This is a genomic window from Dyella sp. AtDHG13 (assembly GCF_003201105.1).
GTDB classification, from domain to species: Bacteria; Pseudomonadota; Gammaproteobacteria; order Xanthomonadales; family Rhodanobacteraceae; genus Dyella; species Dyella jiangningensis_B.
The window spans coordinates 233,600-247,963 of the sequence record NZ_QICJ01000008.1 but is presented as its reverse complement, the minus strand read 5'-3'; the positions used below and the strand labels follow the sequence as shown (position 1 = coordinate 247,963).

General features: G+C 67.8%; 13 protein-coding genes. 7 read left to right on the top strand and 6 right to left on the bottom strand.

Going from position 1 to position 14,364, the window contains the following annotated elements; all coding sequences use genetic code 11:
• The first annotated feature begins 107 nt into the window (after positions 1–107).
• From BDW41_RS14975 to BDW41_RS14960, 4 genes are all read left to right on the top strand, one after another.
• Positions 108–464, top strand: a complete 357-nt coding sequence (locus BDW41_RS14975; protein WP_074552037.1) for a hypothetical protein — start codon at positions 108–110, stop codon at positions 462–464.
• Positions 465–563: 99 nt separating this feature from the next.
• Positions 564–959: a DUF3175 domain-containing protein gene (locus tag BDW41_RS14970; RefSeq protein ID WP_343125764.1), complete on the top strand. Its 396-nt coding sequence runs from the start codon at positions 564–566 to the stop codon at positions 957–959.
• A 95-nt stretch (positions 960–1,054) separates the two neighbouring features.
• Entirely contained in the window at positions 1,055–1,702 is a 648-nt protein-coding gene (locus tag BDW41_RS14965; protein WP_074552038.1) for a dihydrofolate reductase family protein, read from the top strand.
• A gap of 86 nt (positions 1,703–1,788) precedes the next feature.
• Complete coding sequence (locus BDW41_RS14960) at positions 1,789–2,235, top strand: SRPBCC family protein (RefSeq protein WP_074552039.1); 447 nt, start codon at positions 1,789–1,791, stop codon at positions 2,233–2,235.
• A gap of 69 nt (positions 2,236–2,304) precedes the next feature.
• On the opposite strand, the gene purD is transcribed toward BDW41_RS14960, so the two are convergent.
• The 6 genes from purD to BDW41_RS14930 form a co-directional block, all read right to left on the bottom strand.
• On the bottom strand, positions 2,305–3,588 hold the full coding sequence (purD, locus tag BDW41_RS14955) for a phosphoribosylamine--glycine ligase (protein WP_074552040.1): 1,284 nt from the start codon (positions 3,586–3,588) through the stop codon (positions 2,305–2,307).
• 648 nt (positions 3,589–4,236) lie between these two features.
• On the bottom strand, positions 4,237–5,601 hold the full coding sequence (locus BDW41_RS14950; RefSeq protein WP_074552072.1) for an AMP-binding protein: 1,365 nt from the start codon (positions 5,599–5,601) through the stop codon (positions 4,237–4,239).
• Between the two features lie 194 nt (positions 5,602–5,795).
• A complete protein-coding gene (locus BDW41_RS14945) occupies positions 5,796–6,368 on the bottom strand; it encodes a Sua5/YciO/YrdC/YwlC family protein (RefSeq protein ID WP_110301618.1) in 573 nt (190 codons plus the stop codon).
• A complete protein-coding gene (locus BDW41_RS14940; protein WP_074552041.1) occupies positions 6,369–8,894 on the bottom strand; it encodes a DNA topoisomerase I in 2,526 nt (841 codons plus the stop codon).
• A 123-nt stretch (positions 8,895–9,017) separates the two neighbouring features.
• A complete protein-coding gene (dprA, locus tag BDW41_RS14935) occupies positions 9,018–10,145 on the bottom strand; it encodes a DNA-processing protein DprA (protein WP_074552042.1) in 1,128 nt (375 codons plus the stop codon).
• Positions 10,146–10,225: 80 nt separating this feature from the next.
• Positions 10,226–11,353 carry a LysM peptidoglycan-binding domain-containing protein gene (locus BDW41_RS14930; RefSeq protein WP_074552043.1) on the bottom strand — a complete coding sequence of 376 codons (1,128 nt, stop codon included), beginning with the start codon at positions 11,351–11,353 and terminating at the stop codon, positions 10,226–10,228.
• Positions 11,354–11,543: 190 nt separating this feature from the next.
• On the opposite strand from BDW41_RS14930, the gene def reads away from it, so the two are divergent.
• The 3 genes from def to rsmB all read left to right on the top strand — a co-directional run bounded on the left by def (position 11,544) and on the right by rsmB (position 14,346).
• On the top strand, positions 11,544–12,053 hold the full coding sequence (gene def / locus BDW41_RS14925; protein ID WP_074552044.1) for a peptide deformylase: 510 nt from the start codon (positions 11,544–11,546) through the stop codon (positions 12,051–12,053).
• The gene (gene fmt, locus BDW41_RS14920) at positions 12,050–12,970 is read left to right on the top strand and encodes a methionyl-tRNA formyltransferase (protein WP_074552045.1); all 921 of its coding nucleotides are present in this window, start codon (positions 12,050–12,052) and stop codon (positions 12,968–12,970) included. Before def ends, fmt begins: the two co-directional genes overlap by 4 nt.
• Positions 12,971–13,050: 80 nt before the next feature.
• Entirely contained in the window at positions 13,051–14,346 is a 1,296-nt protein-coding gene (gene rsmB, locus BDW41_RS14915) for a 16S rRNA (cytosine(967)-C(5))-methyltransferase RsmB (RefSeq protein ID WP_074552046.1), read from the top strand.
• Positions 14,347–14,364 lie beyond the last annotated feature (18 nt).

Sequence of the window (14,364 nt, the reverse complement as noted above, 5' to 3'; positions counted from 1 at the left end):
CGTATGTAATGCAGCGGCTGGCGTCGGCGGGATTTTCCTCCCGACACCATGGACAGGGCGCCGGCAGACCACGAACGAACCGCCACCGTGCTCACAGGGAGTGACTCGTGCATTTTCGTATCGACATGGCGCCCGCCATCGCCACCGTTCGCCGCCACGCCGACGACGCCGTGCGCCACATGCGGGACGCCCACGGCATCAGCCTCACGCACACGCTGGATTCGCTCGGCCACGTGGACCGCCTGCTGGCGACATGGCGCGACGCCGGCGCCACGGTCGATGCCATGGCTCCCTCGCTTTATGCCTACGGCAGTTATGCCGGCGAAGTGTTGCGCGAACAGGAACCGGGACGGTGGATCGAACCGGCGAGCGCCGTGCATGGCGATGGGCATGACCCGTTCCTGTACGTGCGCCTGCTCGACGGCAGGGAATGGCGTCCCATCGGCTCGCCTTTCTCGCGTTGACGGAAGGCCCGCGGCACAGCCTGCTGCACTCCGCGAAACAGCTGCTTGCGGTGCCCACCTGACGGCGTCACATGCGCGTGAGCCGGCCCACACATCGCGATGACCGGACCTGCGCTACTGCTCGGCGTGTCATTCGCTTCGCACCGCACGCTCATGGCCACGACATCCCGCTCTCACCGTTCTCCCCGCGGCAAGCGCCGCTGGTCGAAACACGTGATGGAAACCAGCGATGCGCTGGACCTGCCGCATGGCATGTTCTCGCAGACGGATCCCGCCGCCATCGCGCGTTCGCTCAAGACGTCCGCCGAACACAGCAAGCGGCGCAAGTCCTCGCCGTTCCGTTCGGCCATGTCCATGCTCAACTTCTTCATCAATCGCGCCGGCAAGCAGCTCTCCGCGCCACAGCGAAAGCATCTGGAAGCCGCCAAGGACGAACTACGCGCCTTGTTCGGCCGCCCCCGGCGTCGCAAAGTACGCCGGCGGCGGCACGCCTAGCCAAGGTCCGGCGTTGTCCGGGGCCGGGCTGCGGTGTCGAAACGGCGCCGCGCCGCTCGTCGTGTAGTCGACCTCCCCTTCATGGACAACCCATCATGTCGAAACTTCGCGTGCAGAGCTTTGGCGTTTCCCTTGACGGGTACGGCGCCGGGCCGGACCAGGACCTGGCCAACCCGCTGGGCGTCGGCGGACCGGCCTTGATGGAGTGGTTCTTCCCCACGCGCACGTTCCAGCGCATGCATGGCAGCGGCGATGGCGAGACCGGCATCGACAACGGCATCGCGGAGAAGGGTTTCGACGGCATAGGCGCATGGATCATCGGGCGCAACATGTTCGGGCCGGTGCGCGGGCCGTGGCCGGACGACAGCTGGAAAGGCTGGTGGGGCGAGGAGCCGCCGTACCACGTGCCGGTGTTCGTGCTGACCCATCACGCGCGTGCGCCGCTCGCCATGGCCGGCGGCACCACCTTTCACTTCGTCACCGAAGGCATCCACGCGGCGCTCGAACAGGCGCGTGCGGCGGCGGGTGCACGCGACGTGCGCATCGGCGGCGGCGTGGCTACGGTGCGCCAATACCTGCAGGCCGGCCTGATCGACGAACTGCATCTCGCCGTGCGCCCGATCGTGATGGGCCGTGGCGAAGCGCTGTTCCAGGGACTCGATCTGCCTGCGCTGGGCTACGAGAGCGTCAGCAGCGTTCCCGGCGAGCGGGCGACGCACGTCGTTCTGCGCAAACGAAACTGAGCCCGTTGTCGAAATGATGCAGATCGGTTCGTCGCATCCATGACGGGCACACACTGCCCCGTTCATTCCTTCCACGGAGCACTCGCATGACCACCGGAACCGTCAAGCTTCACCGCGTACTTCGCACCACGCCGGAAAAAATCTACCGCGCCTTCACCACGCCCGACGCGATGGCGCGCTGGCTGCCGCCGCACGGCTTCACCGGCAAGGTGCATCATCTGGATGCCAAGGTGGGCGGCACCTATCAGATGTCGTTCACCAACTTCACCAGCGGCCACAGCCACGCGTTCGGCGGCACCTACCATGAGCTGGTGCCGGGCGAGCGCATCCGCTACACGGCGCGTTTCGACGACGCCAACCTGCCGGGCGAAATGCAGACCACCGTCACCTTGAAGAAGGTTTCCTGCGGTACGGAACTGCACATCGTGCAGGAGGGCATTCCCGAGATGATCCCCACCGAGCAATGCTACCTGGGCTGGCAGGAGTCGCTGATCCATCTCGCGCAACTGGTCGAGCCGGAAATCCCGGGCTAACGCCTACGCCACGTCACAAACAAAAGCCCCGGATGACCGGGGCTTTGCACATCACGCCAACCGGTTCGATCAGCCGCGATGCAACGCGCGATGCGCGATGTCGCGACGGCAGAACGCGCCTTCGTAGTGAATCTTCGACACGGCGGCATAGGCGTTCTCGCGGGCAGCCGCGATGTCCTTGCCGAGCGCGCACACCGTGAGCACGCGACCGCCAGCAGTGACAACGTGGCCCTGCGCATCGAGCTGCGTGCCGGCGTGGAACACCTTCGCATCCGGACCGAAGTCGCTGTCCAGACCGGTGATGACATCACCGCTGCGCACCTTGCCCGGATAACCACCCGCGGCCATCACCACGCCGAGCGAAGGACGCGGATCCCACTGCGCGTGCGTGTGGTGCAGCTCGCCATCGAGCGCGGCCTCGATCAGATCCACCAGATCCGACTTCAGGCGCAGCATGATCGGCTGCGTTTCCGGGTCGCCAAAGCGCACGTTGAATTCGATGACCTTGGGCGCGCCACTCTTGTCGATCATCAGGCCGGCGTAGAGGAAGCCGATGAAGGGCGCGCCTTCCATCGCCATGCCGCGCAGCGTGGGTTCGATCACTTCCTTGAGGATGCGCTTCTCCACCTCCGGCGTGACCACCGGCGCGGGCGAATAGGCGCCCATGCCGCCCGTGTTCGGGCCCAGGTCGCCTTCGTCGCGGCGCTTGTGGTCCTGGCTGCTGGCCATCGGCAGCGCGTGCTGGCCGTCGCTCATCACGATGTAGCTGGCTTCCTCGCCGTCGAGGAATTCCTCGATGACCACGCGCGCCGACGCATCGCCGAACTGGTGCGCGCCCAGCATGTCGTGCAGCGCTTGCTCCGCATCCGCCAGCGTCAGCGCCACCACCACGCCCTTGCCCGCCGCCAGGCCGTCGGCCTTGATGACGATGGGCGCGCCGTGCTGGCGCACATAGGCCAGCGCCGGATTGAGTTCAGTGAACACCGCATAGCGCGCGGTGGGAATGTTGTGGCGTAGCAGGAAATCCTTGGCGAATGCCTTGGAGCCTTCCAACTGCGCGGCCACCGCGCGCGGGCCGAAGCAGCGCATGCCGGCTGCGCGGAACTTGTCCACCACGCCCGCCACCAGCGGCACTTCCGGACCCACCACCGTCAACTCGACCTTCTCGTCCTTGGCGAGCTTGAACAGGCCGTCCAGATCCGTCGCCGCCACGTTCGCGTTGCGCAGGCCCTTTTCGCGCGCCGTGCCGGCGTTGCCGGGAGCCACGATGACCTCGCTCACGCGCGGCGACTGCTTGAGCTTCCACGACAGCGCGTGTTCGCGCCCGCCGCTGCCGATGACCAGGACTTTCATGGGGACTCCAACTGCCGAAGAGGGGCGCCGGGGGCGGCGCAATGGGGCATTGTAAGGGGAGGGAGGGGATTTCGCAGCGCAGCATGAACCGGGCTGCAGGGTGGGGTGCGATGGACGGTGTTCGCGTGACGGACGCGAGGTTTTGTCTTTGTCGTCATCCCGGCGAAGGCTGGGATCCAGTGACTTTGCGCTGGGTTTTCGCGTAGAGAGTGATCGGCTCTCTACCAGCGTTCCCGCGATCTGGCCGCCTACGCGGCGGGCGTTCCGACCTCCTGCCGGAGGCCGGGTCACTTTCTCTTGCTTGCCCAAGAGAAAGTAACCAAAGAGAAGGGCCCCCCGGATGAAGCGCCTTCCGGGCTTCGCCCGGAAGGTCCGCGGACGGGTTACGGGCTTTTCGACGGGGCATCCTGCCCCGACGAAAAGTGCCTGGCTTCCTGCCAGGCACCCCTACGGGGCCTGATCTCCACCCGCCCGCCGCCTCATACGGGGACCCGGAAGATCAAGAGCATCGAGCCGACGGCTCGTGCCGCTGCGCGGCACATCGCGATCGTGGCAGAGGCGAAGCGCCTGCCTTGAGATGGTGTTGGGTTGGAGGGTGATGTTGCGAAGGCGGCAATGGCCACCGCCTTCAGCGCAGAGAGCAAAACCTCAGAGCAGCGCCAACAACGCCGCCCTCGGCAACTTGCCCGTCTCGTTGCGCGGCAAGCTGTCTACCAGCTTCAGCGGCCGCGGCAGAAACACCGGGTCCACCGACTGGCGAAACGCATCCAGGATCGCGTGCTCATCCAATCCCGGCGCCACCGCCAGCGCCGCGATGCGATGCACGCCCAGTGCATCGCCGCTTTCGAGCTGGAACACCACGCCGTCCTGCACGCCTGGAATAGCCTGCAGGCGACGGGTCAGGTCGCCCAGCGATGCACGCTTGCCGGCAATGTCAAGCAGGTCGGAATGGCGGCCGCAAAGGCGGAAGCGGCGGCCGCCGTCGTGCAGGGTGACGATGTCCGCCAGCGTCATCGGCTGCGCGAGCTGGGGGGCGCGCACCAGGGTGCCGTCGGGCTGGGGGTGCAGGTGTACGTCGTCGTAGAGCGACCAAGGTTCGTCGAGGGCCGAGCGGCGGCTGGCGAACACGCAGGTTTCGGTGGAGCCGAACACTTCCACCAGCGGCGCACCGAAACGCGCTTCCGCAGCCTGCGCCAGTTCCACCGGCATCGGCGCGGTGGCCGACACCATGGCGTCGATGGGCGGCAGTTCCACGCCCGATTCGATCAGTGCGCGCAGATGCACCGGCGTGGTCACCAGCACGCGGGGCTGGGGCACGTCGGCCAGCGCCGCGGCCACGTCGGCCGGCAGCAAGGGGCGGCCGGCGTGCACGGCGACGTCGTCAAGCAGGGGCAGCAGCACCGACATCTCCATGCCGTACATGTGCTGCGGCGGCACCGTGGCGACCACGTGGAAGTGCTGGCCCACCGTGTCCTGCAGCGCGCGCATATTGCCGGCGTTGCTGGCGTTGAAGCTGCCCCAGGTCTTGGGGTTGCCCTTGGGCACGCCGGTGGAGCCGGAGGTGTAGCCGATGGCCACGACCTGATCGGCCGGCAGCCTTGGAATGCTCAGAGGACCTTCGCCGCTCACCGGTTCCAGCAGGCTCGGCAGGTGGCGGTAGTGGGCGGGCGGTGCGTCCAGTGCGAGTTCGCCCAGCGCATAGCTGCCCGGATGCGCGGCCATCACTTCGGCGACGGCCTGCGGCGCGCGCGAGGACGGCAGCAGGTTGGTCTGGCCGCGCAGCGCAATGGCGCAGAACGCGACGAGGAAGGCGTAGCGGTCCTCGCACAGGTTCACCGCGGCGGGCCCCGCGGGAAGCTGTTCGGCCACCGCGTGCACGTGCGCCATGAAGCGCGCGGCGCTCACGGGCTGGTCGTGGCGCCACACCACCGGACGGTCCGCTGTGCCGGCCGCCAGCAACGGCAGGTCCTGCGCCGGTTGTTCGAGCTGGAGGTTTTCGATAACGCTGGCCAAAGTCTTCTCCGACAACTGCAATCCGCCGCTGCGGGCCGGCCAGAGCCAGCCCGATGTCGGACGGATCCATGCAAGTCCGCGATGGTCCCCATCCTCGCGGGAGCCACTGAATCCCTCCCTACCGGGAGATCGTGGCGTGTGGAAGCCGTTCATGCTCGCCGGGAAAAACCTCGGCGGGCGGTCCGGGCTCTCGATCAAGAGCGAATGATAGCGCCCGTCAACGCGTCGCGTATGACCGAGGGCCGCGCCTGGTCGCCCAGCGGCGCGTCGAGCAGGCCGTCCAGCGCCGGGCCGAAATAGCCGGCGGCGACCTCGGCGCTGCGCGCGGGCGGCTGCCCGTGGGGGTTGGCGCTGGTGGATACCAGGGCGGCACCGAACGCGCGACACAGCGCGGCGGCCGGTTCGTGCGCGGTCACGCGCAGGGCGATGCCGGCATGCGCGCCGGCAACCCAGTCAGGCACCCGCGGGGAGCGCGGGAAGATCCAGGTAAAGGGCCCGGGCCAGCTCTCCTGCACCTGCGCCAGCACCTCAGCGGGCACGGCGGCGAGATCGATATAGGGCTCGACCTGGGCGAAGTCGGCGCCGATCAGGAGAACGCCCTGGGTCGGCGGACGCTGCTTGAGGGCGAACAGGCGCTCGAACGCCGCCAGGTTGTGCGGATCGCAGCCCAGCCCGTAGACCGCTTCGGTGGGATACGCCAGCACACCGCCGTCGCGCATCAGCGCGGCGGCGGCATCCAGATCGGCCAGGGTGAAGCGTGCGGTCACTCAGGCGTCCGCCGGCTTCTTGGCGGCGGCTTTCTTGGTGGCGGCCTTGGTGGTGGCCTTTTTCGCCGCGGTCTTCTTCGTGGCGGTCTTCTTGGTCGCGGCCTTCTTGGCGGCAGTCTTCTTGGCTGCCGTCAGGGTGGTGGACTTGGCCGCCGCCTTCTTCGTCGCCGGTTTCTTCTCGGCCGCGGCCTTCTTGGCCGCCGTCTTCTTGAACGCGCCGCGGCCCTTCTTCACCGGCGCGGCGGCGAGCAGTTCCGCGCACTGCGCTTCGGTGAGTTCCTTCGGCTCCTGGTCCTTGGGAATGCGCGCGTTCTTCTCGCCGTCGGTGATGTACGGGCCAAAGCGGCCGTTGAGCACCTGAATGCCGTTGCCGAAATCCTTGATGATGCGGTTGGCGAGCATCTCCAGCTTTTCCTGCACGATCTGCAGGGCGCGCGGCAGCTCGATGGTGTACGGATCGTCCTCCGCCTTGAGCGAAGCGTAGGTGCTGCCCTGCTTCACGAACGGACCGAAGCGGCCCACGCCCACGGATACCTCGTCGCCGTTCTCCGCCTGGCCGAGCTTGCGCGGCAGCTTGAACAGCTCCAGCGCTTCCTCCAGCGTGATGGTGTGCATGCTGGTGCCGGGACGCAGCGAGGCGAACTGCAGCTTCTCGTCGGTGTCCTTGTCGCCGATCTGCGCGTACGGCCCGTAGCGGCCCAGGCGCACCGACACCGGCTTGCCGGATTTCGGATCGGTGCCCAGCTCACGCGCGCCGGTGGCTTCGCTGCGGTCGACCGTTTCGGTCTTTTCTTCCACCTGCTGCTTGAACGGCTGCCAGAAGCGCTCCATCAGCGGCACCCACTGCTCCTCGCCACGGCTCACGGCGTCCAGCTCGTCCTCGAGCTTGGCGGTGAAGTCGTAGTCGACGTAGCGGGTGAAGTGCGCGGTGAGGAACTTGCTCACCGCGCGGCCCACGTCCGTCGGCTTGAAGCGGCGGCTGTCGAGGAACACGTACTCGCGGTTGAGCAGCACCTGGATGATGCTGGCGTAGGTCGACGGACGGCCGATGCCGTGCTCTTCCAGCGCCTTCACCAGGCTCGCTTCGGAGTAGCGCGGCGGCGGCTCGGTGAAGTGCTGGTCGGCCAGGATGTCCTGCAGCGCCACGCGCTCGCCCACGTCGAGCTTGGGCAGGCGGCGGCCTTCGTCATCGTCCTCGGCTGTCTTCTGGTCGCGGCCTTCCTCGTACACGGCGAGGAAGCCCGGGTCGACCACGGTGGTGCCGGTGGAACGGAACGCGGCGTCGCCGCCCTTCACGTGCGGCACGTTGAAATCCACCGACACAGTGTTCATGGTCGCGTGGATCATCTGGCAAGCGACGGTGCGCTTCCAGATCAGCTCGTAGAGCTTGCGCTGCTCGTCGTTGAGGAATGAGGCGACCTCGCGCGGCGTGCGCATGGCCGAGGTCGGGCGGATCGCCTCGTGCGCTTCCTGCGCGTTCTTGGACTTGGACTTGTAGACCTGCGCGTGATCCGGCAGCGCCTTGTTGCCGTAGTCGCGCGCGATCAGCTGGCGCAGCTCGCCCACGGCATCCTCGGAGAGGGCCACGGAGTCGGTACGCATGTAGGTGATCAGGCCGACGTTGCCCTCGGTGCCGAGCGACACGCCTTCGTACAGGCCCTGCGCCACCTTCATGGTGCGGCTGGTGGAGAAGCCGAGCTTGCGCGCGGCTTCCTGCTGCAGCGTGGAGGTGGTGAACGGCGGCGCCGGACGGCGCTTGCGCTCCTTGCTGCTGACCTCGCTGACGGTGAGGTGGCCGCGTGCGGCTTCCTTCAGCGCGTGGCGGGCGGCCAGCGCATCGTGTTCGTTGGTGAGGTCGAACTGCTCGAACTTCTTGCCGTTGAGCTTGGTCAGGCGCGCCGAGAAATCGCCCTCGGGATGGCGCAGCGAGGCCTCGATGGTCCAGTACTCGCGGGCCACGAAGGCTTCGATCTCTTCCTCGCGTTCCACGATCATGCGCAGCGCGGGCGACTGCACGCGGCCGGCGGACAGGCCGCGCTGCACCTTGCGCCACAGCACCGGCGACAGGTTGAAGCCCACCAGGTAGTCCAGCGCGCGGCGCGCCTGCTGGGCGTCCACCAGGTCGTGCGAGAGCTGGCGCGGCGCCGCCACGGCGGCCTTGATCGCCTTGGGCGTGATCTCGGAGAACACCACGCGGTGCAGGTGCTTGCCCTTGGTGAGCCCGCGCTCCTTGAGGATCTCGCTGATGTGCCAGGAGATCGCCTCGCCTTCGCGATCCAAGTCGGTCGCGAGGTAGATGTCGTCGGCCACCTTGGCCGCCTTGGCGATGGCGTCGACGTGCTTTTCGTTGCGGTCGATCACCTCGTAGGCCATGGCAAAGCCGTTGTCCGGGTCCACGGCCCCTTCCTTCGGCTTCAGGTCACGGACGTGGCCGTAGGAAGCCAGGACCTGGAAGTCCTTGCCGAGGTATTTGTTGATCGTCTTCGCCTTGGCCGGCGACTCGACGATGAGCAGGTTCTTTGCCATGAAACTCGCTATCCGCCATCTGTGACCGGCCTGTCCGGGCCGGCTTCTATATTTAGTTAAAGGCATGGCGGCCTGACGCCGTCAAGCTGAACGATGTGAAAGCGCGCCGCACGTCGGCTTTCGCTACCCTGGCAAGCGCTGGTAGCGGTTGCCAGGCAACGATTCGACCCTGCCGTCCAGTTCCAGCAGCACCAGCGCGGATGCAAGCTCCGCGACAGTCTTGCCGGTGTCGACCGCCAGATCCGCGAGCGCGACCGGCCCGTGCCCGAGCGCCTCGAGCAGCGCCAGGACGGACGGATCGGCTTCGGATGCCATGCCTTGAGGGGTCGCGACGGCGAGCCGATCCAGCCGGCCCGCCAGTTCATGACCCAGTGCGACAGCAGCGGGAGCAAGCACTTCCACGATCTCAGCCGCCGTTTCGACCAGCCGCGCGCCATCGCGGATGAGCCGATGGCAGCCTTGAGCCAGCGGATTATGAATGGAACCGGGCAAGGCGAACACCTCGCGTCCCTGTTCGGCCGCCAGCCGGGCGGTGATCAGCGAACCCGACTGCAGGCCGGCCTCGATCACCAGGGTGCCCAGCGACAGGCCGGCGATGAGCCGGTTGCGGCGGGGAAAGTGGTCGGCGCGCGCGGGCGTGCCGGGCGGAAATTCGCTGACCATCACCGCCTCGGCCACCAGCCGGCGCGCCAGGGCGCGATGCCGGGCCGGGTAGACCCGATCCGGCCCGGTGCCGATCACGGCCACCGTGGGCAAGCCGGCGTCCAGCGCGGCCAGATGCGCGGCGCCATCGATGCCATCGGCCATGCCGCTGGTGATCGCGAAGCCCGCCTGCCCCAGCTCCTGCGCAAAGCCGCGCGCATGCGTGCGCCCGCTCAGTGTCGCCGCCCGCGCGCCCACGATGGCCAGCTGCGGATGCAGCAGCAGGCTGGCGTCGCCGGCCACGAACAGGGCGACGGGCGGCTGCGGGATGGTTTCCAGCAGGGGCGGGAAGTCCTCGTCCGCCGCCAGCAGCAGGCGGTGGCCGGGTTGCGCCAGCCAGGCGAGGTCGTCGTCGAGGCGCCGCTCGTCCGGGCGTTCCAGCCAGCGGCGCGTGTCGTCGGGCAGGGTGGGCAGGCGCTGCCGGAGCGCGCTGAGCACGGCATCGATGCGACCGCCGTGCGCGCCGAGTTGTTCGCGCAGGGCGCCCGGACCCAGGCGCGGCGTGCGCAGCAGGGTCAGCCAGGTGCGAAGCAGGGACGGTTCGTTCATGACCGCCCAGCCTAGCGCGCGCCCCAAAAAAAACGGCGCGGTCTTGGCCGCGCCGTACTGTCGTCCTGTGCCGCCGGGGCTTATTCCGGCAACTCGAGCTTGTCGTGCCGGTGGACCGGGCGCAGGCCGTCCATGATCAGGCCGTAGCTGACGCGGTCGAAGGTGCGGAACACCATCACGTGGCCGACGAACTCCTGCGGCAGCGTGACCTTCTTGCCGGTGCCGCGATCCCAGCTGTCGCTGGCCACGTCGTCCGCGATGGTTTCACCCGGCTGGTAGATCGAATAGGTCTGGCCGTTGTCCACGCCATCCTGCGCACCGATGTTCAACGCCACCACCTGATGCGGGCCCACCGCGTCGTAGGCGTCGGCGAACGCGATGACGCGCGCGTTGTTCGGCACCGACTTGGGCGCATGCGGGTAGTAGTAGGCGTCGTACGGCTTGTCGTCGACCGGCAGCAGGCGATCACCCTTGTTGATCTCCATGGTGGAGTCGAGCAGGAGCAGGGTGGACGGATCGCCGGTGCGCAGCACTTCGGCGCGGCCGATCACGGTGACCTCGGTGCCGATGTCCTGGCCGTGGCCGTAGTGGCCGTCGGCGCGGAAGTCTTCCTTCCACGGCGTACGCACCAAGGACACGTTGCTGTCCAGCGGATGCGCCACCAGGTCCGAACCGTTGTCGCGACCCTTTTTGGCGTCGAAGTCGCGGAAGGTCTGCGTGGGACGCACGATCACGAAACGCTGGCCGGGTTCCGCCGACAGGTTGCGCACGTAGACGTTCTTGCCCACGGTGCCGCGCAGGTCCGCTTCCTCGAAGCCGACCACGTACGGCAGCGACTTCACCTCGTTGGAATTGAGGACGCGCATTTCCTTGAGGAAGGTCTGCAGCTGCTCCAGCGGAATGGCCGGAATCGCATCGCCCTCGGCGCGCACGCGCGGCTGCAGGCCCAGGCGCGGGCCATTGGCAAAGGAAAGATTGAGCACGTCACCCGGGTAGATCAGGTGCGGGTTCTGCACTTGCGGATTGGCCTGCCAGATCTCCGGCCACAGCCACGGCTTGGAAAGAAAACGCGCGGAAATCGCCCAGAGCGTGTCGCCCTTTTTCACCGTATAGGTATCGGGGTGATCGGCACGCAATTGCGCGCCCGCAGCGTAAACGGCCACCGTGACCAGCATGCCGGCCAGCAGCCCAATGGACTTTCTGATCATAAACGGGAATCCCCCATCCCCCGACGCTCGGGCGAGTGTAACCGAACAACTTGTTCACGCAACCGTGACCAGTTGGCAAAACGGCATGCCAGACACGGGCTTGGCGGCGTACAATAAAGGCCATTCTAAAGTGCGTCGGGGCTTGGTTTTCACCGATTCGCCCGCAGTTTCGACGCCGAGGTAAAAGCTGATGTCCATCCTGACCATTCTCGAATTTCCCGATCCTCGCCTGCGCACCAAGGCCGAACCCGTGCGCGTGTTCGACGCCGAACTCAAGCAGTTCGTGGCCGATATGTTCGAGACCATGTATGACGCCAATGGTGTCGGCCTGGCCGCCACCCAGGTCAACGTGCATCGGCAGGTGCTGGTGGCTGACATGAGCGACGAGCGCAACCAGCCCATCGTGCTGATCAATGCGCAGATCCTGGAGAAGGACGGCGCCCAGGTCTATCAGGAAGGCTGCCTCTCGTTCCCCGGCATCTATGCCGACGTCACCCGCGCCCTCAAGGTGAAGGTGAAGGCCAACGACGTGGACGGTAGCGAAGTCGTGCGCGAGTTCGAAGGCCCGCTGGCCGTGTGCATCCAGCACGAGATGGATCACCTCGCCGGCAAGGTGTTCGTGGATTACCTCTCGCCGCTCAAGCGCTCCATGCTGCTCAAGCGCATGGAAAAGCAGCGCAAGCAGGCGGCCAGCGCTTGAAGCTCCGCGTCGTTTTCGCGGGCACTCCCGAATTCTCCGTTCCCTGCCTCGAAGCCTGCCGCGCCAGCGGCGCCGAGGTGGTGGCCGTCTACACGCAGCCGGATCGCCCGGCCGGGCGCGGCCGCAAGCTGACGCCCAGCCCGGTGAAGGAAGCCGCCGTCGCCGCGGGCATTCCGGTCGAACAACCCGAATCGCTCAAGTCCGAGGAAGCCCGCGCGAAGCTTGCCGCATACGCGCCCGACCTGATGGTGGTGGTGGCCTACGGCCTGATCCTTCCGCGCAAGGTGCTGGCCATTCCACGCCTGGGCTGCTGGAACGTGCACGCCAGCCTGCTGCCCCGCTGGCGCGGGGCGGCGCCGATCCAGCGCGCCATCCTCGCCGGCGATGCCGAGAGCGGCGTAGACCTGATGCAGATGGAAGCCGGGCTGGACACCGGCCCCGTGCTGCTGGAACGCCGTACGCCGATCTCCCGCGACGACACCGGCGGCACCCTGCACGACCGCCTCGCCGCACTGGGCGCCGATGTTTTGACCGAAGGCCTGGCCCGCGCCATCGCCGGCGAAACCCTGCCGCCACGACCGCAGCCCGAGGAAGGCGTGACCTACGCGCACAAGCTGGACAAGGCCGAGGCGCGGCTCGATTTCACCCGCCCCGCCATCGAACTGGAGCGCCAGGTGCGCGCTTTCGATCCGTGGCCGGTGGCCGAGGGCGAGATCGGCGGCGAGATGCTGCGTATCTGGGCAGCGCGGGCTGTCGAAGGGAAGGGCGTGCCGGGCGCGGTGATCGGCATGAGCCGCGATGGCATCGACATCGCTTGCGGTGATGGGGCACTGCGCGTCACGGCGCTGCAGCGCGCCGGCGGCAAGCGCATTACCGCAGCGGATTACCTCAACGCGGTAAGGGCGAGAAGTGAGTGAAGAGTAGTGAGGAGTGAGAGAATGCCCTCTGGCTGCCATTGCGCCCTCTCACTACTCACTTCTCTCTCCTGTTTTCCTGCATGACTGACACCCGCGCCCTCGCCGCCCAAGCCCTCGCCGACGTCGCCCTGCGCGGCGCCTCGCTGCGCGATGCGATGGAGCGGCACGCGCCCAAGCTCGCCGACAGCCGCGATCGCGCGCTGCTGATGGCCTTGCTCAGCGACGGCGCGCGCTGGTGGCTGCGCTTCGATGCGGTGCTCGACCGGCTGCTGGCAAAGCCGCTGCGGCAGAAGGAGCCGGCGGTGCACGCGTTGCTGGTGCTCGGCCTGGTGCAGCTGGAAATCCTGCAGTTGCCCGAGTACGCCGCCGTGGCCGCGACGGTGCAGGCCACGCGCGCCATGCAGCGCCCGCGCATGGCAGGGCTGGTCAACGCCGTGCTGCGGCGCTGGCAGCGCGAGCGCGAAACCCTGCTCGCCGCGCTGGATGCCAAGCCGCAGACGCGCCACGCGCATCCCGCGTGGCTGGCCAAGGCGCTGGCGCGCGACTGGCCGGAACAGGCCGATGCCGTGATGGCGGCCGACAATGTCGAGCCGCCGCTGATGCTGCGCGTGAACCGGCGCCGCACCACGCGCGAGTCGCTGATCGACCGCCTGCGTTCGGACGGCTATACGGCCGAAGCCCACGACTGGCTCGCCGACGGCATCGTGCTGCCGCACAGCACCGATGTCACCCGCCTGCCGGGCTTCGTCGCCGGCGAGTTCGCGGTGCAGGACGGCGCGGCGCAGATCGCCGCCGACCTTGCCGATCTTCGCGACGGGCAGCGCGTGCTGGACGCCTGCGCCGCGCCCGGCGGCAAGGCCTGCCATGTGCTCGAACGCGCGGACGTGGCGCTCACCGCGCTGGAGTTCGATGCCAAGCGGGCGCAGCGCATCACCCAGAACCTGGAGCGGCTCGGCCTGTCGGCCAAGCTGGTGATCGGCGATGCCGGCGAACCAACGGAGTGGTGGGATGGCAAGCCGTTCGACCGCATCCTGATCGACGCCCCATGCTCGGCCACCGGCGTGCTGCGCCGGCGGCCGGATGTGCGCCTGCATCGCCGCGAAAGCGATATCGCACCGCTCGCCGCGCAGCAGCGCCGCATCCTCGCCGCGCTGTGGCCCTTGCTCGCGCCGGGCGGGCGGCTCGTCTACATCACCTGTTCGATGCTGCGCGCGGAAAACGACGCCATCGTCGGCGAGTGGCTGAAGACCCAGGCGGACGCCCGCGCCGTGGCCTTCACCTTGCCGGTGGGCCAGGCCGCCGCCGTGGGCTGGCAGGTGCTGCCCGGCGATGGCGATCTCGACGGCATGTACTATGCCGTCCTTGAGAAGGCCTGAGCCGCCCGCCAGCACACG